The organism is Clostridioides sp. ZZV14-6009, from assembly GCF_020658095.1.
In the GTDB taxonomy this organism is placed as follows: domain Bacteria; phylum Bacillota; class Clostridia; order Peptostreptococcales; family Peptostreptococcaceae; genus Clostridioides.
Window position 1 is genome coordinate 445,514 of the sequence record NZ_JAGWDG010000001.1, and the last position, 25,644, is coordinate 471,157.

Here is a 25,644-nt window from a genome sequence, read left to right on the forward strand (position 1 = left end):
TCCTCATCTTTTTAAAATTTTTTTGATAATCAACACAATAGATTCTGGAAGTATTTTACTAGTCTTTCAACTTGTATGGTAATAATTGTATTTGATTGTATAAAATCAGTACAGTACTATTTATTTAAGTAGACATAATTTGGGGATTTTTTATTCGGTCTAGCTTGTTTTTTGAAAAAATAATATGTGTCACTGCCATATTTTTTTAAAAATACTTTTTAGTATCGTATATCTTTTAGATTAGAGTGAAACTGTGCAAAATTATAAAATAAGGTAAAATCGTGTGCAATTATTTGGTATGGCACTATGTATGTAAAATATAGATAATAAAATTAAGGAGGCAGTATGAAGGAAAGGGCTAAAAAAATATTAGATTTTATTATTAAAAATAACAATGTAACATCACAAGAACTACAAGAAAAGTTCAATGTATCAAAGAGAACTGTTTACTATGATATCTTAGCTATAAACGAAGAATTAGGGAAAAGAGGTAATATAAAAAATATAAAACACAAATTTATATTTGAAGGTAACTTAGGTAATGTAAGAAAAATAATTTCGGCTGAAGAAGATAAATTTTTAGATAGTGAATATAGAAAAACTTTTATATTGAACAAAATATTACATGATGAAAAAATATCAATAGAAAAACTAACAAATGAAATGTTACTTTCAAAAAACACAGTAGTACAAACAATAACCGATATAAAAAAGTATCTTCAAACAATGGGACTAAAATTAGAATACAAGGAAAAGTACAAAGTAATAGGTGATGAATATGTTATTAGAGAACTTTTCTTGCTACTTACACAAGAAAATGTATTAGAAATTAATTCTATAAGTAATGAAGTAACTAACTTTGATACAAAGGGATGCATAAATCTTACAGATTACTCTTTATTAAATTTAACTAAGTTTACAGAGTTTCTAAATAAAAGAATAAGAGTTGGGAAAACCTTGTACTCTTATAAATATCTAAATGAAGCTAAAAAAATTAGTTACTTTAATAATTGTAAAGACCTTTTATGTGAAGAAGCTAATGAAAATGAACAAGCCTATGTGTGTGCTTATGTAAGTTCACTTCCTAGTTTAAATAGTGAAGTTAAGGAAGATGTTGTCGAAGCATATGTAGATAAACTTATAGACAAGTTTGAAGTAAATACAGCAATAAAATTAGAAAGTAAGCATGAGTTTAAAAAAAATATTTTAAGGCACCTGCATTCTTCTTACAATAGAATAAGATTTAAGTTTCCTATTAGCAACCCTATGCTAGACGAAACTAAGTATAAACATAAGTCACTTTATAAGATTATAAAGTCAATTATAGAAAATGAAGAAGAGTTTCCTGTATTTGAAGGTATAAGAGAAGAAGAAATAGGATTTATAGCAGCATATTTTGGAGGATACTTAAGAGGTTCTAGAGATAATGGTCTAAGAAAAAATAAAGTCTTACTAGTTTGTCCTAATGGTCTTATGGTATCAAAGAGTTTGGAAATACAGCTATACAAATACATACCAACTATAGAAATAGTAGGTATAGTATCTATTAAGCAACTAAAAGAAGTAAATATATACTATGATTACATAATTACAACCATAGACATACAAAATGTAAGTAATGTAATAGTTGTAAATCCTCTTTTAACAACATCAGACATTCAACTACTTATGAACAAACTCATAAGTGTAAAAGAAAATGAGAAGTATTTCAATCTTGAACTGATAATACAGGCTATAAGAAAAAATGGAGTTATTAATAACGAAGAATCACTAAAAGCTGACTTATTAAACATAATACATAAGATAGATGAAGGAGAGATGTATCAACCAATGTTAAAGGAATTAATTAATGAAGAGAGGGTCAACATAATAAGAAGTGTTAAAGACTGGAAAGAAGCAATAAAAATAGCCTCAAAACCATTGTTAGAAGACAACTCTATTGAAGAGTTGTATATAGAAAATATGATAAAGTCAGTTGAAAAGTATGGACCGTATATTGTTTTAGCTGATAGATTTGCTCTACCACATGCAAGCTCTAAAGAAGGGGTAAACAAACTTGCCATGTCCTTACTTATAGTAAAAGATGAGGTTGATTTATTAGGAAAGCCAGTGAACATATTTATGGTACTAGCTGCTATAGACAATACTACTCACATCAGAGCATTAGCATCGCTGTCGGAGATGATGTATGAAGAAGAAAATATAAAAGTAATAATTAATGGAGACAAAAGCTCAATACTAGAACTTATAAATAAACAAAATTAGGAGGAATTTAAAATGAAAATATTGGCAGTCTGTGGATTTGGTGTAGGTTCATCAATGGTATTAAAAATGACGATACAAAAGGTTCTAAAGCAGTTAAGTATAGAAGGGGAAGTAGAAAATACAGATATAAACTCAGCTAGAGGGGCTGATTGTGACTGTATATTTACAAGCCAAGAATTATTAAATGAATTAAAAGGAACTTGTAATGTACCAGTATATCCAGTTAAGAAGTATATGGATTTAACAGAAGTTACAGAAGTTGTTCAAACTTTCTTAAATGATAAGAAATAGTATAAATTTTAAAAAGTAAATTTAAGTTAACCGACATAAACTAAAAACTTACTAAAATTAAAAATAGTAAGAAAGAGAGGGGGAATTTAGTGATAGAAAACTTAAATAGTTAACCTATCACTAAAAAAATAATGCTTGATTTTATTTCAAATAATATTTTACGTAATCCGTCCATGCTAATTGGATTAATAGCAGCGTTTGGCCTTATACTACAGAAAAAGAAAGCATCAGATGTTATAAAGGGGTCATTGCTTGCAGCTTTTGGCATAATAATTATGGAAACTGGAACAGGGATGTTAGTTAGTTCAATAGCACCGATTAATGGAGCTTTCCAAAGTATAAGTGGTGGTGCAGTAACAAAAGGTTTGAGTGATGTTACTTTTACTGCAAGTTATGGAGGAATTATAGGTTTATCAATGTTTATAGGTCTAGGCCTTCACTTAATGATAGCCAGATTTACACCTATTAAGACAATCTTCTTAACAGGTCACATGCTCTACTGGTTCCCATTTATATTTGTAGCATCAGGAGTTGAAACTGGATTAGATGGTGGAGTATTAATAGCTTTTGCAGCAGTATTATCAGCACTTTACTGGTCAATAATGCCATGGTTATTAAGAAAATATGTATTTGACGTTATTGGAGATGACTCATTTACACTAGGACATCCATCAGGTTGTTTAGCACTTATATCAGGATTTGTTGCTAAGTTAGTAGGAAATAAAGAAAAATCTACAGAAGATATAAACATACCTCAAAGTCTGTCATTCTTTAGAGAAATATCTATAAGTGGTGGAATGGCAGTATTTTTAATGTTTATAGTGGTTGGAATAGTAATACCAGATGCATTTAAAGATACTAATGAGTTTATTGGAACATATGCAATAAAGCAAGGTCTTTCTTTTGGAGCAGGTCTTATAATAATGCTTCATGGGGTAAGAATGTTAATAAATCAAATAATGCCTGCATTCCAAGGTATATCAGAAAAAGTTGTACCAAACGCACTACCAGCTTTTGACTGTCCAATACTATTTAACTATAAGCCAAATGCTGTATTAATAGGATTCTTAGTTGCCATGTTAACATCTACAGCTATGATTTTAATATGTAACTACTTTAAAGTATTTAACATGTTACTTATACCGCTTGTTATAACTTCTTTCTTTGAGTGTGGAACAGCATCAGTAATAGGCGAATCACAAGGTGGTATACGTGGAGCTATAATAGGTACAGCTGTAGCTGCAATATTTATGGTAGCTTTAGTAGGAATATCTGCTGTAATTTACTCAGGAACTATTCAAAACTGGATACTAATATTTGGCGGTAACGACCTTTCGCTATTTGGTATAATCAGTAAGTTTATAGGTTCATTATTTGGAGGAGTATTATAAACATGGAATTTAAATACATAAATGAGATAAAAAGATTAATTAATATAATAGAAACTGAAGAAAAATCCAATATGGAAAAAGCAGTACAAATACTTGTTGAGGCAATAAAAAATAAAAGTGCTATATTTTCGTTTGGGGCTTCACATGCAGGAATACTAACAGAAGAATTATTTTATAGAGCAGGTGGCTGTGTTCTTATAAATCCAGTGTTTGCAAAGTCTCTAATGTTAGACACAGCTCCTATAACTCACACTAGCAAGATGGAAAGACTAGAAGGATATGGTGTGGCTCTAGCTGATAAGACTCCAATTAAAGAAGGAGATATAGTTATAATTCACTCAGTATCTGGTAGAAATCCAGTAAGTATAGAATTTGCTATGGAAGCTAAAGAAAAGATGGCAACATTAATATGTATAACTAATTTAAGCTACTCAAAGAGTGTATCTTCAAGACATTCTTCAGGAAAAAATCTTTATGAGGTGTGTGATTTAGTAATAGATAATCATGGTCAAAAAGGAGATGCCTGTGTAGAAATAGATGGTCTAAATCAAAGAGTTAGTCCAACTTCTACTGTAATTGCAACTACTGTGATGAATTCTATTATAGCTCAAGTTACTCAAGAGTTAGTTAATATAGGGTTAAAGAATCCACCAATTTTTTATAGTGCAAATATAGATGGTGGAGATGAGTTAAATAAGAAGATTTTTGATGAATATAAAGATGTAATTCACTATGAGTATTAAGGTGAAGAAAGTATTTTAATAAGGTCAAAAATGTCTTAATAATTATATAAATAAGTAGCATCGATTAAAAGCTGTAGGTAAAATCTACAGCTTTTATTATTTGGTAATACATCGAATGAAGATAAGTAAGAACCTCTTTTTTATTAATTAAAAGCATTCCTTATTTATTTTATAGTATAAAATATTAAATTATTTAATTTCTATAATAAATATATTTAATTGTTTTTAAGTATATTAGTATCTAATTTACATTTATGAATTAATCTTTTTATTTGCTAGTTCTAGCTCTAAGTTTTTTATAAAATTATTAAACTCATCTGGTTGTCTTTTTCCAAATAAGATTCTTACAATAACTGAATTAATTTTTCCAAATATATTTCTATCACTTTCACTTTCAGTGAAAATAAGTTTTGTATTTTCTAAATCAATGTGTATAAGTTCATATCGAGTAACAAAACTTTCTCTGTTATTGCTTGTTTTTATCTCATATATTCTATTCTTCTCAAAATTAGTTATTTCAACCTTAAATCTTTTATTATTTTTTTGTTGTACAAATGTACCTACTGCCCTTTTCTCATTAAAATTAGGGAAATTTAGTCTTGCAGATTTTATAAATATATTAAATATATCTTTTGCAGAGTATTTCAATAAAGCTTCAGATTTAAATGTTTTCATATTATTTTCCTCTCTGTGTGTAATTTTAATACTTGTAAATTATTTTTATAAATAAAATAGTATAATATGTCATATAAAGTCATATCTAAGTTAGAGATATGATTAAATTACTGTGTATATGAGCGTTTAATAAAATACTACTATATCGAATTAAAATTTAAAAACAGAAAGTGTTAAAAGCATAAAGGATTATAAATTTTTTTGTTGAGTAGATATATAATATTATATCTAATTAAATAAACTTTTCAATCCTAATTTTATAACTAATTTATATGATAATCTATATTATGAATTATAATATTATCAATCAAAAACAGTTAATACATTTAGTAAATTACTAAATGTACAAAAAGTAAATGTTTATCAAAATGTATGAATGTTTATGAAAACGTAGTCATGTACAAGTGTTGCAAAGAAAAAAAGTATTAAAATAAGTATGGCACGATAGTTGCTTATATATTTATCAAGAAAGGAGTTATCAAGCATGGAGTTGAGAGATAAACTTGTAAACATCATAAATACAGAAAATAAAAAAGACCCACTAACAGATGTTCAAATAGCAAAGTTTTTAAATACAACTAGAGAAAATATAACTAATCTAAGGAAAGAACTCAATATAAGTAATTCGAGACAAAGAAGATATCCCTATTTAAAGTCAGCGATTTCAGCAATATTGCAAAACAGTAAGGATATTTCTATTTCAGAAATTACCAGAGAGTTGATGACAGAAGGATTCAATATATCAAGAAGAGTTGTAGAGGAAATATTACCTAAGGAAAGTATAGAAATGGAAATAGTAGAGGTAATTGAAGAAAAATCAAGCGACCCGTTTGAAACTTTGATTGGAAATAAGGGAAGTCTTAGAAATGCTGTAGAACAAGCAAAGTCTGCTATATTGTATCCTCCAAAAGGTCTTCCCACTTTAATTGTAGGAGAAAGTGGAGTTGGTAAGAGTTTATTTTCTAAACATATGTATGAGTTTGCAAAGAAAAAGAAGGTAATAAAAGAAAATTCTAATTTTGTTGTATTTAACTGTGCTGATTACAGTGATAATCCACAATTATTGTTATCTTTATTATTTGGATATAAAAAAGGCGCATTTACAGGGGCTGAATATGATACACCAGGTCTTGTAGAAGAAGCTGATGGAGGAGTTTTATTTTTAGATGAAATTCATAGATTACCTCCAAAAGGTCAAGAAATACTATTTTCTATTTTAGATAGAGGCAAATTTAGAAGATTAGGTGAAACTAATGCTGAAAGAAAAGTAAGCATGATACTGATTGGAGCAACTACTGAAAACGTAGAGACTAATTTATTATTGACATTTAGAAGAAGAATACCAATGCTAATAACATTACCATCATTACATGATAGACTGTTAAAAGAAAAAATAGACCTTATATACAATATCTTTCAACAAGAGTGTAACAGAATAAATGCAAAAATATTTGTAGATAAAAATGTGATTGAAATACTTGCATTAAAAAAGTTTAGTGGAAATATAGGACAATTACAAAATATGATTCAAGTTCTTTGTGCAAGAGCTTTTATGAAGTTTATAAATTCTAAAGATGAAGATTGTGAATCAATAGTAGTAGTAGATATAAATGAAGTTTTAAAACTTAAGGATTCTTTCAAAGATGCTGCTTTTCAAGAGGTTGAATACACAGAAATAAGAAAGTATTTAAAAAATGCTATATTTATACCATTTAATTTAGAGGAATCTTCAATAAAAGAAAATGTTGTGAGTGATGAGTACATATTACCAGAGGATATATATAAAACAATTGAAAAGAAATATTATGATTTAAAGTCTTTAGACATTGAAGATATTGACATAGAAAATATTTTGTGGACTTTTGTTTTAAATAGATTTGCTGACATAAAGTTTAATCTAGAAAACGATGAAGAAATCTTCTCAATGAGTGATTTAAATAGCTTTGTAAGTGATAGTCTAGTAAAACTGGTAAAAGAGCTAATGAATAATATAATTGAAAAAAATACTAATTTAGAAGTAAATAAAAATGCATTTAAATATCTAGCAATACATTTAGAAGAAGCAATAAAAAGGATTAAACTAAATCAAAAGATAATAAATGTAAACTTAGAAAAAATAAAAATAGATTTTTCAAAAGAATATGAAATAGCAAAAAACTTTGCAATTAAAATTGAAGATATAAATGAAATTAAGATTCCAGAAGATGAAATTGGATTTATAACACTTTATATAAAATCAGCCCTAAAGAATGAGGTAAAAAAAGATAAAGTTGGATTAATAATAATCTCTCATGGTCGTATAGCTACAGAAACTGTAAATGTTGTTAAAGAGCTTTTGGGAGTAAAATTTCCTGTGGCTATAGATATGCCTTTAGATGAAAAACCAATGAATATATATAACAAGGCAGTGGAGTTGTCAAAAATAATTGACCAAGGAAAAGGAATATTATTTCTAGTTGATATTGGGTCACTTACAAATATAGGACAAATAGTAAATAAGAGAACTAACATAAATACTAAAACTATTGATAGAGTAGATCTTTTAATGGCATTAGAAGCAACTAGAAAAGTTTCTATGGGAGATGAAGAACTCGATGAAATGTTTTTTTCTCTTGTAAAAGATAGGATGGGATATAACTATGAACTGGAAAAACACATAGATAAATCCAATGCAATTGTGACTTTATGTCTTACTGGAGAGGGAACCGCTAAGTACATAAGTAAAACATTAGAAGAAAAGTACAACAATACTAAATGTTATCAAATGAGTGCTTTGGATGAGAATATTTCCTATAAAATTGAAAAATTAAGAGAAAAAAACAATATATTAGCCATTGTTGGAACAATAAATCCCAAAATACCGGGTATAAATTTTATTCCATACAATAAAGATGTTTTTAAAAACCTAGATATATATCTTTCAAAAAAACAAGATGATAGTCAAATTAAAGGATATGGAAGAATGCTTGATGATGATTTAGTAATATTTGAGCCTGATATATATTTTAAAAAGGATTTACTAGAATATGTATGTTCAATTCTTATCAATAAGGGATATGTGGAAAAAGATTATTTGGATTCAGTTCTTCATAGAGAAGAAATGCTTCCAACATATTCTAAAGGGGCTACAGGTGTACCTCATGGAGATTCTTCTACGGTAAATAGTACAAGATTTGTTTTTATTAAATTAAAAAACCCTATTGACTGGGGTGTTGGTAATGTGAATTTTGTATTTATGCCAGTTTTTAAGACTAATGATAAAGATATTGTTAAGAATGTTCTTGAAATTTTAAAAGATGAAAAGTTTATGAATAGTGCTAAACAGTGTTTTGATAAAGAAGGTTTTAAGAAGATTATATTTGATAAATTTAAAAATATATAGATATAGCAACAATTTGAGAGGAGTTAGAGTAATGAATGTAGATTTAATATCATTAGGCTTAGAAGCTAATGATTATGAAAGTATTATCAGAGAATTAGGAAATAAAATGTATCAAAAAAAATATGTAAAAAATACATATATAAATGCAGTTTTGGAAAGAGAAAAAACATTACCTACAGGTCTTAATATTGGAGAAATGTGTGTTGCGATTCCACATACAGACTCACAACACGTAAATGAATCTAATGTAGCTGTAGGAATATTGAAAAATCCAGTAAAATTTAATTCAATGATAGACCCAACAGATAATTTAGATGTAGAGCTTGTATTTTTACTAGCAGTAAAGAATCCAGACTCTCAAGTAAAATTATTAAAAGATTTAATGTCAGTTTTTCAGAATATAAAGCTATTAAGAGACATAAAAAATGCATCAACAAAAGAAGAAGTAGCTGAATTGTTAAATTTTATAGAAATATAATGACAAGATGTTTTAGAGGTAAATAATAGAACATTAAAAACTTAAAACCAGTATTAACTTCTGAGCAATTTAATTTATATAAAATAAAAACTTAAATATAATATTAGGAGGAAATTATTATGAAACAATTTAATGTATTATCAGTATGTGGTTCAGGAACAGTTACATCATCAATGGTGGCAGGTAAATTAAAAGAAGTCTTAGGAGATAAAGGAATATCTATTACAACTACAGAGGCTAGACCAACAGAAGCATTAAATTTGGCACAATCAGGAAGATTTGATTTTATAACATTTACAAGCCCACTTCAATCAGGTGATTATGGAATACCAACTATAAATGCATTTGCTTGTCTTACTGGTATAGGAGAAGATGCATTCTTTGAAGAAGTTTTAAAGGTTATTGATAGTTTAAATAAATAGTGTTTAGAGTATAAATTATAGTATTTAAATCAATAATTTAGATACTATAATAGACTACTATTCAAATAACTACTATCAAAATAAATTTAATTAAAGTGACATCATTTAAGAATTTATTAGAATAAAAAATGACAACGAAAAGATATTTATTTAGACGTATTTAATTAATTTGATAAATGTTTAGAAATAGGAGGATAAAAGATGTTAACATTTATGAAATCTATAATCGATACATTTGGTTCTGCAATTATAGTTCCAATTATAATATTCATAATAGCAAAAATATTTAAAGTAACTACTAAGAAATCGTTTCTTTCAGCTGTATATGCAGGTGTTGCTTTGCAAGGTTTTACATTAATATTAAATTCATTTACACCAATAATAACACCAGTAATTAATAGAATGGTAGATAGTACAGGAGTAAATTTACCTGTGTTTGATGTTGGTTGGCAAGCTACATCATTAGTTGCATTTTCAACAAGTGCAGGTATGATATACTTAGGTCTTGGAATATTATTGCAAACTATTTTATTTTTAGTAAAGTGGACAGATGTATTCCAACCATCAGATTTATGGAATAATTATTCTTATATGGTCTGGGGAGCAATGGTAATAGGAGTGACAGGCAATTTCCCTTTAGGTATAGGATGTATGGTCTTGTTAAACTTATACAGTTTATTAATATCAGAATTAGTTGCAAAGAGATGGTCTAGTTATTATAGATATCCTAATTGTACAATAATAGCTATGCACAATGTTGAAGCTTCTGTCTTTGCAGTATTTGCAGACCCTATATATAACAAACTTGGACTAAATAAAATAAAGTTAAACCCTAAAGAATTAGAAAAGAAACTAGGATTTTTAGGTGAGCCGATTACTCTAGGTCTTTTCTTGGGTATGTTTATTGGTATACTAGGTAATATGACTAGAATAACTACTATGGAAGCTTGGGGAGAAATAATGAAAGTTGGTATATCTACAAGTGCTGTTATGGCAATATTCCCAAAAGTAGCAAGTATGTTTGCTCAAGCATTTGCACCTATAACAGAAGCAGCTAGAAAGATTATGCAAAAAGCTGGAAATCGCGAGTGGTATATAGCAGTAAATGATGCTGTGGGATATGGTGAACCTGCAACTTTAATATCAGGTCTTATCTTAATTCCAATAATGCTTGTAGTAGCTATGATACTTCCAGGTAATCAAGTATTACCAGTTGTAGACTTACTTGCAATTCCATATATGGTACAAGGTTTAGTTGCAGTACATAATGGTAATATACCAAAAGTAATAGTTTCAGGTATAATATGGTTTGGATTAGGATTATATATATGTACATCTACAGCTCCATTATTTACAGATATGGCTACAAGTGTAGGTGTTGCTATACCAGCTGGAGCTATGCTTATAACAAGTTTCAATATACTAGGAAAACCTTTAATGGGGTTAGTGTTCTTTGCATTCTTAAGTGCAAATCCACTTTATATAGGATTAGCAGTTGTAATTTACTTTATCCTATGGGCATTATTTAGAAAGAATAAAACAAGTATACTTGAATATTTAGAAAAACAAGCACTTAAAAATGTAGCAGAAGAACCTGTAGTAGCATAGTTTAAGTTTATTAAAATATAATAATACAATAAATTAAGAAATCTATAGTTGATTTTATAGAAGTGTCAGAGATTATCTGAAAAGCTATAAATGAAATGTAGATTTCTTTTTATTTTGATAAATATTAGGATTCTGTTTTATTGCACTCAACTATCAATTTTATGGATTTTATTTTGTTATTTAAAACATACTTTTTTACATTTATACAATAATGTAATTTGATTTTATAAAATGTATTATATATTGTCAAAATGCTTTGTATATAAGGTATTTGCAGAGATGAATTATTTGTTTTTTGTATGGCATAAATATTGCTATATATAAGTGTATAGCATGAAGGGAGAGGTTTATATGGCAAATAAGATGAGAGCATCAGTACTATACGATATAGGTGATGTTAGATATGAAATGGTTGATATACCAGAAATAACAGATGGAGAAGTACTTGTAAATGTTAAATATGTTGGAATATGTGGCTCGGATTTACCTAGGTCTATGGTTAGTGGATTGAGTGGAGGTACAGCATATCCATTAATTTTAGGTCATGAGTTTTCTGGCGAAGTTGCTAAAATAGGGTCAAAAGTAAAGAACATTAAAGTAGGTGATAGAGTAGCTGTTGCTCCATTAGTTCCTTGTGGAGAATGTGGTTATTGTAAAGAAGGGAATTTTGGATTATGTAATGACTACAATATAATTGGGACAAGAGTAAATGGAGCTTTAGCGGAGTATGTGAAAGTTCCTGAAGAGCATATTTTAAAATTACCAAATACCTTAGATTATGAAACTGCTGCTGGGATTGAACCAGCAACTATAGCATATCACGGGATTGCAAAAGCAGATATTAAGGTAGGAGATAGTGTAGTTGTACTAGGGTGTGGTCCAATAGGTCAGTTTGCTTTACAATGGGCAAAGGTTTTTGGAGCATCTAAAATTATAGCTGTTGATATTTTTAATGAAAAGCTAGAACTTTCTAAAGGTTTAGGAGCAAACTATATAGTAAATTCAAAAGAAGTAAATGCAATTGAAGAAATAAAAAAAATAACTAATGGTGGCGCTGATGTTGTCATAGAGACTGCTGGCAGTAGGTTTACTCAAGAGCAATCTCTACTTATAGCAAAAAAAAGAGGAACTATAGTATTTGTAGGAATTTCGCACACAGAATTACCACTTAGTGCAAAAGCTGCTGAGAGTATATTACGTGGAGAGCTTACTTTGAAAGGTTCTTGGAATTCATATACAAGCCCTTATCCTGGAAGAGCATGGACAGCAACACTAGATTTTATGGGAAAAGGAGATATTATTTTTACACCAATGATTTCACATAAAATAGGTCTTAATGAAGTAGGAGAATTTTTGCGTAAAATGGCAAACAGAGAAATAAATTTCAATAAAATCCTAGTAGAAATATAAAAATTTAAGAGGTATAAAAAATGAATGAAAAATTAAAACAAATAGCTAAAAACATAAGAATAAGTATTATAAAAAGTATAGCAGAAGCGAAGTCTGGACACCCAGGAGGTTCACTGTCAATAGTAGATATCTTAACTGTATTGTATTTTGAAAAATTGAATATAGACCCTATAAAATTTAATGATGAAAATAGAGATAGATTTGTATTATCAAAAGGTCATTCTGCACCAGCATTATATGCAACTTTGGCAGAAAGAGGTTATTTTGAAAAAAATGATTTAATGAGTTTAAGAAAATTTGGTTCTAAGTTGCAAGGGCATCCAGACATGAAAAAAGTAGCAGGAGTAGATATGTCTACTGGTTCTCTTGGACAAGGTTTATCTGCTGCAAATGGTATAGCACTAGCTGGTAAATTAGATAATAAAGACTATACGGTATACACTATTTTAGGAGATGGCGAGATTCAAGAAGGACAAATATGGGAAGCTACAATGACAGCATCACATTATAAATTAGATAACTTAATTGCATTTGTTGACTTAAATGGATTGCAAATAGATGGCTCTAATGAAGAAGTAATGAATGTTAGTCCAGTAGATGACAAATTTAAATCTTTTGGATGGAATGTAATAGTAATAAATGGACATTGTTTTGATGAAATAGGAAATGCAATAGATGAAGCTAAAAAAGTTACAGGAAAACCAACAGTAATAATAGCTAAGACTGTAAAAGGTAAAGGTGTTTCATTTATGGAAAACAATGCTGCATGGCATGGAACCGCTCCAAATGCAGAACAAGCAGAACAAGCATTGAAAGATTTAGAAGGAGGTCTATAGGAATGGGAATAGCAACTAGAGAAGCTTACGGACAAGTGTTAAAAGAACTTGCAGAAAATAAAGATATAGTAGTATTGGATGCAGACTTAGGAAAAGCTACAAAAAGTATATCATTTAAAGAAGTTGCCCCAGATAGATTTTTTGATATGGGGATAGCAGAAGGTGACATGATTGGTACAGCAGCAGGTCTTGCTACTTGTGGAAAGATACCTTTTGCAAGTACTTTTGCAATATTTGCAGCAGGAAGAGGCTATGAGCAAATAAGAAACTCTGTAGCATATCCAAACTTAAATGTTAAAATAGCAGCGACTCATGCAGGAGTAACAGTAGGAGAAGATGGAGGAAGTCATCAAGCTATAGAAGATATATCTTTAATGAGAGGTATACCAAATATGGTTATCCTAAATCCTGCTGATGGAATAGAAGCAAAAAAAGCAATATTTTCTGCTGTAAATTACAATGGACCTGTATATATAAGACTTGGAAGAGCAACTACTGAAGATATACATAATGATGATTATAATTTCAAAATTGGAAAGGGTGAGATTCTTAGACAAGGTTCAGATGTAGCTATAATTGCAACTGGAATAATGGTTTCAAAAGCTATTAAATCTGCTGAATTATTAAGTGAAGAGGGAATTGAAGCTATAGTAGTTAATATATCAACTATAAAACCAATTGATAGTGAACTGATAGTAGAAGTAGCTAAAAATACTGGAAAGGTAGTAACTGTAGAGGAACATAGTGTAATAGGTGGATTGGGTTCTGCAGTTACAGAAGTGTTAAGTGAAAAATATCCTGTTGTAGTAAAGAGAATAGGTGTAAATGATGAATTTGGTCAATCAGGAAATCCAGAATCTCTATTAAATTATTATGGATTGACTGTAGAAAACATAGTTAATACTGTAAAATCATTTTAAGTAAATATAATCAATAATAAAAGTAAACTAAACATAAATTTTATCAATAAAATATGGGAGGAATCAGAATGTTAGAGACTCTAAAAGAAGAAGTATTAAAAGCAAATTTGGAATTACCTGAAAGAGGATTAATTACTTATACATGGGGAAATGTAAGTGGAATAGATAGAGAAAAGGGTCTAGTAGTAATAAAACCAAGTGGTGTTGAGTATGATAAGATGACTGTAGAAGATATGGTAGTAGTTGATTTAGATGGGAATATAGTAGATGGTAAATTAAGACCTTCTTCTGATACTCCAACTCATCTAGTTTTATATAAAGAGTTTGAGGAATTAGGAGGGATAGTACATACACATTCAAGTTGGGCTACAACTTGGGCTCAAATAGGTAAATCTATACCAGCATGTGGGACTACTCATGCAGACTATTTTTATGGAAGTATACCATGTACTAGAAAAATGACTCGAGAAGAAATAAGCAGTGAATATGAAAGAGAAACTGGTAATGTAATTGTTGAAGAATTTATGGGAAAAAATCCAATACACTGCCCAGGAGTAATTGTAAATGACCATGGCCCTTTTACTTGGGGTAAAAATGCAAAAGAGGCTGTTCATAATGCAGTGGTTTTAGAAGAAGTTGCAAAGATGGCATATTATACAGAATTAATGAGTCCAGAGAATACTATGGATAGAGTACTTATGAACAAGCATTTTTCAAGAAAACATGGTAAAGATGCATACTATGGCCAAAAATAACTGTCTGGAGGTAAATTATGCTAGAATCTTTAAAAGTTAAAATTGTGGAAGTAGCAATTAAAGCAGAGAATTATGGTTTGTGTAAAGAAAAAGCTGGTAATTTTAGCATTAGAGATAAGGATACTGGATATATACTTATAACACCTTCAGGTATAGGAAGAGAAGAATTGAAAACAGAACACATTTGTGTATTAGACCTGGATGGGAATGTAATAGAAGCTGAGAAAGGTATTAAACCCAGTAGTGAGGTGCTAATGCATATTGAAATATACAAAGTGAGAGCAAATGTAAATGCCGTATCACATACACATTCTCTATATGCAACAGCATTTTCAGTGGCAAATAAACCAATTATACCAATTGTATATGAGTCAGTTAATTATGGTGGTTATGTAGACATTGCTCCATATGAAAGACCAGGGACTTTAGAACTAGCCAAAAGTGTTTCAAAGTTATTATTAGATACGGATGCATGTTTATTAGAAAGACATGGATTGACAACTGTAAGTAATGACCTTGAAGATGCTTTGTTAAAATCGAGATATGTAGAAGAAGTAGCAGAAATATACTATAGGTCTTTAGTATTAAATCAATTTAAAGAACCTAAGGCAGTAGATATTGATGAATTTGCAGAATGGAAATATCCAGAGGAAATAAAATTTTAATTAGGATGATTTGAATTAAAGAGATGAATTAAAATAGATATTGGCTTCTTTATATAGTGTAGTATTTCTTAAGAAATATATTTAATTTGATATATTCATTTAAAACAAAAAGAATATAGAACCCTAAATCAATTCTTGTATTGGTTTGGGGCTCTATATTTTCTATTTACACATTTCTATTTATGCATTTCTTTTTATTTGATTTTCTGGTGAATTTATATGTTCAAAGTATTTTTTAGTCTCAGATACTATTATAGGTGATAGTGCAAGTAAAGCTATCAAGTTAGGTATCGCCATAAGTCCATTTACAATATCAGCAATTACCCAAACTACTTCTAATTTTAAGAATGCACCTAATAATACCATAGCTACAAATACAGTTCTATATCCATTCATACCTTTTACACCAAATAGGAATTCAAAACATCTTTCTCCATAATAACTCCAGCCCAAAATTGTAGTGAACGCAAATAATGTTAAGCTAACTGTAAGTAATATTGGTCCAAATGTAGGAATAGCGCCATCAAAAGCTGCTTGAGTCATAACAGCACCATTTAAGTCTGAACACCAAACACCTGATATTACAAGAGAGAATCCAGTAAGTGTACAGATTATAATAGTATCTATAAAAGTTCCTGTCATAGATATAAGCCCTTGCTCTGCTGGCCACTCAGTTTTAGCTGCAGCCGCTGCTATTGGAGCACTACCTAAACCAGATTCATTTGAAAATACACCACGAGCGATACCATTTCTAATTGCTAGTGACATAGTTGCACCTAGAAAACCACCAGTTGCAGCAGTAGGTGTAAATGCACTTTTAATTATTAATACAAAAGTTTCAGGTATTTTATTCCAATAAGATATTAAAATGATTCCACAGATTACAATGTAGATAACTGCCATAAAAGGTACTATCTTAGTAGCGACATTAGATATACTTTTAAGACCTCCAAATACAACTAAAGCTACAAATACTGCTAGTACAACACCTGTAATTCTAGGGTCTACTCCAAAGCTACTATTGATAGCGTCTGTTATTGAATTTACTTGAGTAAAAGTACCTATACCTAAAAGTGCAACTAATATACCACTTATAGCAAAGAATATTGCAAGAGGTCTCCATTTTTCACCCATACCATTTACTATGTAGTACATAGGTCCACCAGATACTTGACCATTTTTATCTTTAGTTCTGTATTTTATTGCAAGGACACCTTCTGAGTATTTAGTAGCCATCCCAAAGAATGCAGCTATCCACATCCAAAAAAGTGCACCAGGTCCACCAGCTTTAATAGCTGTGGCAACACCAACAATATTACCAGTACCAACTGTAGCAGCCAATGCAGTACATAAAGCTGCAAAACTTGAAACATCACCACTACCTTTATTTTCAGCAGCGAATATTAACTTAAGGGCACGTGGAAGTTTTGTTATTTGTACAACTCCAAGTTTAACAGTAAGTAATATACCAGTACCAACTAGTAGTACCAATAGGGGCGGTCCCCAAATAAAAGCATCAACTTTGTTTAAAATATCAATTAGATTCATAAAAACACTCCCTCATTTTTTTGCTTTACACAATCAATAGAATTTTTAATGAAGTAATTGACAGGAAATTAGTATAATTTATTAATAATTTCTAGTGTAATAAAAAAAGCTAAATCTAAAATAGATTCAGCTCTGGATATACACTAATTAGCAACCAAAATAAAAGTATTAATAATACTAGTTTTGGTAGATAATCCCTGTCCTTTTGCCTGAGAGATTGAGCACAAATGCCTTGCCCCTTCGGCGCCCATAATGGGTCTCTCCAGAGTTCCGTAAATTTTACAGTCCTACTTTAAAAAGTACCTGAGAGTGTTACTCCTTCGGTGTGCCATATGGCAACTCTTCTATAAAATCTTAACCGGATATTGATTTGTCATAGCTTATTGTATTAATAATAGTAATATAAGTTTTTGTGTTTTGTCAACTAAAAAATTTAAAAACAAGGAAAAAATATAAAAATATAAGTCTAATTACGAATTATAAACTTATAAATGAAAAGAATATACGTGAAAACAAACAAAATAGAAGCTGTATAAATTAAGTGAAATATAAGTTTAGAATAAAAAAACAAGAAAATATTAAATAATTAATTAGAAGTGTTTTAATTATGGTAATATTATAGTTACAATATTAAGAAAGCCATTTATTTAACTTTTAAGTATAATGTAAGATTGAATGAAGAGAAAGGAAGTATTTTAAAATGGGAAAAATATTAGTACTAGCAGAGAAACCTTCTGTGGGAAGAGATATAGCAAAAGTTTTGGGTTCGAAAAATGAAAAAAATGGATATATAGAGGGGCCAAAGTATGTTGTTACTTGGGCACTAGGTCATTTGGTTACACTTGCTGACCCTGAAAGTTATGGAGAAAGATACAAATCATGGAGTTTAGAAGACTTACCAATACTTCCTAAGTATCTAAAGACTGTTGTAATAAAAAAAAGTGGAAAGCAGTTTAATACAGTGAAGGCTCAAATGAACAGAAATGATATAGATGAAATAGTTATAGCAACAGATGCAGGGAGAGAAGGAGAACTTGTAGCAAGATGGATAATAGAGAAGTCTCAAGTAAAAAAACCTTTAAAACGTCTTTGGATTTCTTCAAGTACAGATAAAGCAATAAAAGAAGGTTTTGCAAAATTAAAAAGTGGCAAAGAATATGAAAATTTGTACTATTCAGCAATAGCACGAGCAGAAGCCGATTGGATTATTGGAATAAATGCAACTAGAGCTTTAACAACAAAGTATAACGCACAACTTTCTTGTGGAAGAGTGCAGACTCCTACTCTTGCTATGATACTTAAAAGAGAAGAAGAAATAAGAAATTTTAAGCCTAAAGAGTATTATGGATTGGAGATAATTGCAACAAAGGGCAATTCAGATATAAAGTTTATTTGGAATGATAAAAACAATAGTTCCTCAACTTTTAGTAAAGAAAAGATAGAAAGTGTCTCAAAAAAAGTAAAAGATTTAGATATTAAAATATCTGAAGTAAATAAATCATATAAGAAAAAATATTCACCTGCACTTTATGATTTAACAGAATTACAAAGAGATGCAAATAAAATGTTTGGATTTTCAGCAAAAGAAACATTATCTATAATGCAAAAACTATATGAACATCATAAGGTACTTACTTATCCTAGAACTGATTCTAGGTATCTAACTTCGGATATTGTTGGAACATTAAAAGATAGAATAAAAGCTGTAAATGTTAGTGATTACTCAAAGGTTTGTAATAAATTATTGAAAAGTAATATTATAGCTAATAAGTCTTTTGTTGATAATTCAAAAGTAACAGACCATCATGCTATAATACCAACAGAGCAAAAAGTGTTTATGAGTGATTTTACAGATAAAGAAAGAAAAATATATAATCTTGTTGTAAAAAGGTTTTTGGCAGTATTAGGTCCTCCTTTTGAATATGAACAGACAACTATAAATGCAACTATAGAGGGTGAGACATTTAAAACTAAGGGCAATAAAGTAATAAATCTAGGCTGGAAAGAAAGCTATAAAGATATGGATGATGAAGATGAGTATGAAAGCATTCCAAATGTGTTGGAAAAAGATATTCTTAAAGTTAAAAGTTTAAAGATGACTTCAGGAAAGACAAATCCACCACCATACTTAAATGAGGCCACACTTTTAACATCTATGGAGAAAAGTGGACTTGGTACAGTTGCTACTAGAGCAGATATAATAGAAAAATTATTCAATTCATTTTTGATGGAAAAGAAAAATAAAGATATATATATAACATCAAAAGGAAAACAACTGTTAGATTTAGTTCCTGTGGACTTAAAGACACCAGAACTTACATCATCATGGGAAAAGAAATTATTAGATATTTCAAAAGGTAAGCTTAATAAAAATACATTTATAAATGATATGAAAGATTATTCAAAAGCTATTGTATTAGAAGTAAAAAGCAGTGATAGCAAATTTAAACATGATAATTTAACTAAAAATAGATGTCCAGAATGTGGAAAATTTATGCTAGAGGTAAATGGTAAGAAAGGTAAAATGTTAATTTGTGAAGATAGAGAGTGTAATACTAGAAAAACTATATCACAAACAACTAATTCAAGATGTCCTAATTGCCATAAAAAATTAGAGCTTCGTGGTGAAGGTGAAGGAAGAATTTTTACTTGTAGCTGTGGGTATAGAGAAAAATTATCCTCTTTTAATAAAAGAAAACAAGAAGAAAAAAAGAAAGCATCAAAGAAAGATGTTAATCAATATATAAAAAATCAAAATAAAAATCAAGAAGTATTTAATAATCCATTTGCAGAAGCCTTAGCTAAGTTGAAAAAATAAATAGTTTTCATGGTAATATTATACACAATCACAACTTTAACTATATATTAGTTATATGTACTGATATAATATAGGGTATAGTTTAGACATGAAAGTAGGGATGTCAAATGAGATTAAATTATATGTTTAAATACTATTGTGACGAATGTAAAGATATATGGAATAATTCAAGTATTGAATTATGTAAAGAAATAGAAACATATAGTGAAGAGTCACAAAAAAAGTGTGAAAACGAATTAGATAAATTGATAGATAAAGTATCAGTTCATTTAGAAAAGTATCCAAGTGATGTTGTTTTAAGAAAAATGTGGATAAAAAAAGGTGAAGCTTTTTTGCAAAAAACACTAGAAAAAGAGAATATTTTTAAATTAGAGAAAATGAATGTAGAAGATAGAAAAAAATTCTTAGAAATAACAAAACAATTTATCAGAGATGCTAGAGGATTTGATGATGATTTACCTATAGAGGATATTATGCAGGCCATGAGGAATGTATGGATTTCAAATGCGCTACAATTATTATTTGGAAAAGATGTTTATTATTCAAAAGCAAGTTTTGCATATAGTATGTTATATCCATATACAGACAATTATTTAGATAATACAAAGACAAATGAAATAGATAAAACTTTATTCAATAGTTGGTTAGAAAAAAGACTCTTAGGAGAACAAATTAAACCTAATAACTGTCATGAAAGTAAAGTATCTCAGATGATAGATTATATTGAAGAGGTTTATCCTAGAGAAGATTTCAAAGAAATATATGAGTCACTGTTATTAATATTTAGAAGCCAAGTAAAGAGTTTAAAACAGCAGGATAAAGAGACTTATTTGCATAAAGATGAAATATTATCCATTTCTGCTGAAAAGGGAGGTTCATCTGTTTTAGTAGATGGATATTTAATAAATGGGCTTATGACAAAGGAAGAGATAAAGTTTTGTATTGGTTATGGATTTTTATTACAAATATCTGATGATTTACAGGATATAAAAGAAGACTTAAAGTATAATCATAAAACTATTATGACAGAGATGTCAAAAGAGGGGTTATTGGATGAAATTGCAAATAAGTTAATAAACTTTACTATTGAATTAATAGATAACTTTAAAATTAACAGTAGAAATGAAGCTATAACAGATATGATAAAAAATGATTGTTTAATGTTGATTTTGTTTTCTATAGCTTATAATGCTGAATTTTTTTCTATAGAATATATAAAAAAAATAGAGAGATTTCTTCCATATACGATATCTTATTCATTGGAAATTAAAGAGAAGATGCGAAAAAAATTTAAAAATATTGATTTTTTAAATAATGAAAATGAATATAAAGAAATGATTGATACTATATGTGCAAAGTAGAAAAATAGTGAGATGTGTAATACATATCTCACTATTTTAAGTTTAAATAAAAATATTGATTTTAAGTTATTTAAATGCAGTAATAATCTCATTATCATGTAGGTTTTTAATGATTGTAGCTGCGATAGGAAATCCAAATAATCCAGCTATTCCGAATAGTTGAGCACCAACAAACATACACATTAGGGTTATTAAAGGATACAGACCAATTTGTTGTCCTACTACTTTTGGCTCCAATATTTGTCTAACAACAGTTATGATTATGTATAGTATTAAAAGTCCTATTGCCAAATGTATATTACCATTGATTAATGAAATAATCATCCAAGGAGTTAAGATACTTCCTGTACCTAATACTGGTAAAATATCAACAAGCGCAACGATGACAGATATAGTAAATGCATTTTCAACTTGTAGGATATTAAGACCAATAAGAAGTTCTACAAATGTTACTGATAGTAGTATGGCATATGCTTTTAGCAATTTTAAAATAGCATTGATACTACTATTTTTTATATTGATTATCATCGACTGACTCTTTTCTGGAAACTGTCTTAAAATAAAGTTTACTATTTTTTGATAGTCAAATGTAAAGAAAAAAGAAGCAATTAAAGTTATAATAAGTTTCAACATAAATGCAGGGGTTTTACTTGCAACACTTGCAATAGCATTAAGTGCATTTGTTGAAATAGAGGCAACTAAAGACATCATAGATTGACTGATATTATCCCAACCAAGTATCAATGCTAGATTAACATTAGGTGTACTAGCATCTATCTTAGAAAATAAAGTATTTAGTGTTGGCTGTATACCTGATTTATATATGTCAGGAAGTCTAAAAAATATGTCGCTTATACTTGCAAATATTTTTGCACCAAAACTAATTAATAAAAAGATTCCTAATCCGTAAAAGGCTAAAAGTACTACCGCAGAAATAAATGTACGATTTAAGTTTGTATTATCTGTAATAAGTTTTATAATAGGTCTTAAAATAAAGGCAATGATAAAACTAATCACAAAAGGCATCAATAATGGAAATAAGAATTTTAACACAACATATATAATACTTGCTATTAAAACTACATATGTAAATTTAATTATAAAGCTCTTTTGTTTTTGAATGTCCATAATATAAAACCTCCAATGTATTTAATAGTACTCTAAAATATGTCTTATTTATATAAAATACTACTGTATATTGATTATAAACTATAAAGCTTCTATGTAGTAAATAAATTATGTAAAATTTAGGTTAATTTTGTATAAAGATATACTTTTGTATTTTACAATTAATAAGCAGATAGGAAAAAATATTTTAAATAAATAGCATAAAATTGTGATAAAATTAATTTATAATGTTTGAGCTAAATATAGTAGATAACTTATCATATGATAGATAATTTTTAAGAGGTGGTAAGATGAAAAACTTTAGAGATTTAGGTGGAAATAAAACAGAGGATGGTAGAACTGTAAAGTATGGTTTATTTTATAGGTCTGCAAAATTATCAAATTTGAGTAAGAACGATATAAAGGTTTTAAAAGAATTAAATATCAAATACGTATTTGATTATAGAAGTGATGAAGAGGCTCGTAAACATCCATCAACAATAATATCAAATATAAAAAATATAAGAATTCCCGCAATGAGAGAATTAGAAGAATCAGGAGGTCGTTTTGGTTCTATAGAAGATATGATTGATGGCTTATTTGAAAAAGATGGTGCGTTTAATATGCTAAATAATAGCTATTATAATCTACCTGTAAATAACCCTTCATATAAAAAACTAGTAGAACTTATAAAAGATTACTCTAATTTGCCAATACTAAATCATTGTACAGCTGGTAAGGATAGAACTGGTGTAGGAAGTGCTATAATTCTTATGATTTTGGGTGTATCAAGAGAAAATATAATGAAAGATTATCTAAAAAGCAATGAGTTTGCAGACAAGGAAATAGAAAGGTTTATAGAATATAAACCTAAATTTAAACATATTCCAAAAGCAAGATTAAATTATATATTTGGTGTAAATGAAGAATATATGAAGACAGCTTTTAGAAGAATTGATGAGGAATACAATAGTGTAGAAGAGTATCTATATGGAGAATTTAATTTAAATAAAGAAGAGATAAAAAATTTGAGAAATCAATATCTAGAGTAAAAGGTGATTTTATGAGTTTAAATATAACCGCTAGACAGATAAATATAATAAAGATACTGTTAAATTCAAAAGATACAATGAGTGGACTTGCCTTAAGCCAAGAAATAGGGTGCTCTTCAAAGACTATACAAAATGAAATAAAGGATATTAACAAACAACTTAAAAATGGTAAAATTTTATCAATAAGAGGTGTTGGTTATAAGTTAGAGGGAAGCTTTGATGAAGTGAATTTAAATAGTAACCTTTATGATGATGTAGATAGGGTAGAATATATAATCAGAAAAATACTAACTTTAAGCAATGAAGAAAAAAATACTATAAGGCTTGAAGATTTAGCAGATTCTATGTATGTAAGTGTTTCAACAGTAAAAAATGATTTAAAAGAAGTAAAGAGGATATTGGATAAGTATTCAATTTCCGTTAAATCTAAGCATAAACAAGGTATATGTATTTCTGAAAATGAAGATAAGATATTAAATTGTATAATTGATTTAAGTAATAAGAGAGACAATCAACTCAGTCTAAATGATTTTTTAAATGATGATATAAAAGAAAAAAAGTTAATAATAAAAAAAATACTATTAGATGTATTAAATGAAAATGGATTAGTACTAACTGATATAGAATTTAAGAATGTATTAAATAATATATTAGTTATTTTGAGCAGGCATAAGTATGATGAAAAAGAATTTATAAAGGAATATGTAGAAACCTATAGCTACAAGAGAAGTTCAATATTAGAAAATGAACAGTACAAAGAAATTATAATAAATTCAATAAGAACGTTTTGTAAAAATTTAAAGCTAGCTACATCAATAGATATAAGTCATGATGATATATTTGAAGAATATCTATATAAGCATATCAGTAGCTTGTGTAAGAAAATAAAGTTAGGCATGAATCAATCACCTATAATAGCACAAGATATTAAAATAAAGTATCCATTTGCGTTTGAATTAGCTAATATAGCTAAAAAAACAATAGAACAAGATTTAAAAATAGAAATCAACGAAGATGAAGTTGCAAATATAGCTCTACATATAGGAGGTGCTATTGAGAGAGCATCCTATAATAATAAAGATAAGGTTTTCAAAGCGATAATAGTTTGTACATCAGGTATAGGCACCTCAATGTTAATAAAAGCTAAATTAGATAATATATTTAGAGAAAAGCTAGAAATATTAAAAATTATTCCTTCATATCTAGTTGAATATGTAAAGGTTATAGATGTTGATTTTGTAATATCTACTGTACCTATTGAAATAGGTGATATACCAGTAATAAACATATCTCCAATGTTGAGTGAAAAGGAAATTAAATTAATTGAAAAATATATAGAAACAGGCAATGTATATTTGGATTTAGATATAAAAAACTTATTTGATAGTGAGTTGTTTTTTACTGATTTAGATTTTAAATATAAAGAAGAAGTTATAGATTTTATGGCAAGTGAACTTGTACAAAAAGGTTATATAGATGATGATATGAAAAACTCTTACTTTGAGAGAGAAAAAATAGCAACAACAGAAATAGGCAACATGGTATCTATACCACATGGAGCTATTGGAAAGGTTTTTGATAATAAAATAGCAATTGGAATACTAAAAAAACCAATTGCTTGGGAAATATCAGATGTGCGCTTAATAATAATGTTGGCACTTGATAAAGATAAAATATTAGATTATGAAGTTATATTTTCAAACATATACAAAAGAGTGGATTCTATAGCAAAAGTTATAAGCATATGTGAAAATAGCAATTTCGAAAAATTTGTAAACATGTTTAAATAGAGATATATACAACATGGTGCTGTATATACACATGTAAATTTGGATAATATAAAACTAAATAAGATGAAAACGATAAATTTCTCTTTTAATTAAGAGAAATTTTTTGACTTTCAGGAATATTAATATG

At 28.5% G+C, this 25,644-nt stretch carries 20 protein-coding genes and 1 riboswitch; of the genes, 17 read left to right on the plus strand and 3 right to left on the minus strand.

Annotated elements, in window-relative coordinates; translation table 11 throughout:
• Positions 1-345: 345 nt before the first annotated feature.
• The 4 genes from KGF36_RS01970 (at position 346) to KGF36_RS01985 (ending at position 4,690) form a co-directional block, all read left to right on the plus strand.
• Positions 346-2,265 (plus strand): BglG family transcription antiterminator, encoded by a 1,920-nt coding sequence (locus KGF36_RS01970; RefSeq protein ID WP_227828904.1) that lies wholly within the window; start codon positions 346-348, stop codon positions 2,263-2,265.
• Between the two features lie 12 nt (positions 2,266-2,277).
• Positions 2,278-2,556: a PTS sugar transporter subunit IIB gene (locus KGF36_RS01975; protein WP_227828903.1), complete on the plus strand. Its 279-nt coding sequence runs from the start codon at positions 2,278-2,280 to the stop codon at positions 2,554-2,556.
• 131 nt (positions 2,557-2,687) lie between these two features.
• Positions 2,688-3,947 carry a PTS ascorbate transporter subunit IIC gene (locus KGF36_RS01980; protein WP_227828902.1) on the plus strand — a complete coding sequence of 420 codons (1,260 nt, stop codon included), beginning with the start codon at positions 2,688-2,690 and terminating at the stop codon, positions 3,945-3,947.
• 2 nt (positions 3,948-3,949) lie between these two features.
• The gene (locus KGF36_RS01985; protein WP_227828901.1) at positions 3,950-4,690 is read left to right on the plus strand and encodes an SIS domain-containing protein; all 741 of its coding nucleotides are present in this window, start codon (positions 3,950-3,952) and stop codon (positions 4,688-4,690) included.
• A 252-nt stretch (positions 4,691-4,942) separates the two neighbouring features.
• On the opposite strand, the gene KGF36_RS01990 is transcribed toward KGF36_RS01985, so the two are convergent.
• Positions 4,943-5,365: a DUF3284 domain-containing protein gene (locus KGF36_RS01990; RefSeq protein WP_227828900.1), complete on the minus strand. Its 423-nt coding sequence runs from the start codon at positions 5,363-5,365 to the stop codon at positions 4,943-4,945.
• Positions 5,366-5,849: 484 nt separating this feature from the next.
• Here KGF36_RS01990 and KGF36_RS01995 point away from each other — a divergent pair, with 484 nt between their 5' ends.
• The 9 genes from KGF36_RS01995 (at position 5,850) to KGF36_RS02035 (ending at position 15,841) form a co-directional block, all read left to right on the plus strand.
• Complete coding sequence (locus tag KGF36_RS01995) at positions 5,850-8,747, plus strand: sigma 54-interacting transcriptional regulator (protein WP_227828899.1); 2,898 nt, start codon at positions 5,850-5,852, stop codon at positions 8,745-8,747.
• A 31-nt stretch (positions 8,748-8,778) separates the two neighbouring features.
• Positions 8,779-9,225: a PTS sugar transporter subunit IIA gene (locus tag KGF36_RS02000; RefSeq protein WP_227828898.1), complete on the plus strand. Its 447-nt coding sequence runs from the start codon at positions 8,779-8,781 to the stop codon at positions 9,223-9,225.
• A 119-nt stretch (positions 9,226-9,344) separates the two neighbouring features.
• Positions 9,345-9,647, plus strand: a complete 303-nt coding sequence (locus KGF36_RS02005) for a PTS sugar transporter subunit IIB (RefSeq protein WP_227432742.1) — start codon at positions 9,345-9,347, stop codon at positions 9,645-9,647.
• Positions 9,648-9,848: 201 nt separating this feature from the next.
• The gene (locus KGF36_RS02010) at positions 9,849-11,255 is read left to right on the plus strand and encodes a PTS galactitol transporter subunit IIC (protein WP_227828897.1); all 1,407 of its coding nucleotides are present in this window, start codon (positions 9,849-9,851) and stop codon (positions 11,253-11,255) included.
• A gap of 351 nt (positions 11,256-11,606) precedes the next feature.
• Entirely contained in the window at positions 11,607-12,665 is a 1,059-nt protein-coding gene (locus KGF36_RS02015) for a galactitol-1-phosphate 5-dehydrogenase (protein WP_227828896.1), read from the plus strand.
• A 20-nt stretch (positions 12,666-12,685) separates the two neighbouring features.
• Positions 12,686-13,501, plus strand: coding sequence for a transketolase (locus KGF36_RS02020; protein ID WP_227828895.1), 816 nt, complete (start codon positions 12,686-12,688; stop codon positions 13,499-13,501).
• Positions 13,502-13,503: 2 nt separating this feature from the next.
• Complete coding sequence (locus KGF36_RS02025; RefSeq protein WP_227828894.1) at positions 13,504-14,421, plus strand: transketolase family protein; 918 nt, start codon at positions 13,504-13,506, stop codon at positions 14,419-14,421.
• 68 nt (positions 14,422-14,489) lie between these two features.
• Positions 14,490-15,176 carry an L-ribulose-5-phosphate 4-epimerase gene (gene araD, locus KGF36_RS02030; protein WP_227828893.1) on the plus strand — a complete coding sequence of 229 codons (687 nt, stop codon included), beginning with the start codon at positions 14,490-14,492 and terminating at the stop codon, positions 15,174-15,176.
• A 17-nt stretch (positions 15,177-15,193) separates the two neighbouring features.
• A complete protein-coding gene (locus KGF36_RS02035) occupies positions 15,194-15,841 on the plus strand; it encodes a class II aldolase/adducin family protein (protein ID WP_227828892.1) in 648 nt (215 codons plus the stop codon).
• A gap of 180 nt (positions 15,842-16,021) precedes the next feature.
• Here KGF36_RS02035 and KGF36_RS02040 read toward each other — a convergent pair whose 3' ends face one another.
• Positions 16,022-17,389, minus strand: a complete 1,368-nt coding sequence (locus KGF36_RS02040) for an alanine/glycine:cation symporter family protein (protein ID WP_227828891.1) — start codon at positions 17,387-17,389, stop codon at positions 16,022-16,024.
• A gap of 187 nt (positions 17,390-17,576) precedes the next feature.
• A riboswitch (glycine riboswitch) is annotated at positions 17,577-17,665 on the minus strand.
• A 424-nt stretch (positions 17,666-18,089) separates the two neighbouring features.
• Here KGF36_RS02040 and KGF36_RS02045 point away from each other — a divergent pair.
• Together KGF36_RS02045 and KGF36_RS02050 are read left to right on the plus strand one after the other, a co-directional pair.
• Positions 18,090-20,207: a DNA topoisomerase III gene (locus KGF36_RS02045; protein WP_227828890.1), complete on the plus strand. Its 2,118-nt coding sequence runs from the start codon at positions 18,090-18,092 to the stop codon at positions 20,205-20,207.
• Between the two features lie 107 nt (positions 20,208-20,314).
• Complete coding sequence (locus tag KGF36_RS02050) at positions 20,315-21,568, plus strand: flagellar protein FliS (RefSeq protein ID WP_227828889.1); 1,254 nt, start codon at positions 20,315-20,317, stop codon at positions 21,566-21,568.
• Positions 21,569-21,634: 66 nt separating this feature from the next.
• Here KGF36_RS02050 and ytvI read toward each other — a convergent pair whose 3' ends face one another.
• The gene (ytvI, locus tag KGF36_RS02055; protein ID WP_227828888.1) at positions 21,635-22,696 is read right to left on the minus strand and encodes a sporulation integral membrane protein YtvI; all 1,062 of its coding nucleotides are present in this window, start codon (positions 22,694-22,696) and stop codon (positions 21,635-21,637) included.
• Between the two features lie 290 nt (positions 22,697-22,986).
• Here ytvI and KGF36_RS02060 point away from each other — a divergent pair, with 290 nt between their 5' ends.
• Complete coding sequence (locus KGF36_RS02060; protein WP_227828887.1) at positions 22,987-23,727, plus strand: tyrosine-protein phosphatase; 741 nt, start codon at positions 22,987-22,989, stop codon at positions 23,725-23,727.
• A gap of 11 nt (positions 23,728-23,738) precedes the next feature.
• A complete protein-coding gene (locus KGF36_RS02065; RefSeq protein WP_227828886.1) occupies positions 23,739-25,517 on the plus strand; it encodes a BglG family transcription antiterminator in 1,779 nt (592 codons plus the stop codon).
• The last annotated feature ends 127 nt before the right edge of the window (positions 25,518-25,644 follow it).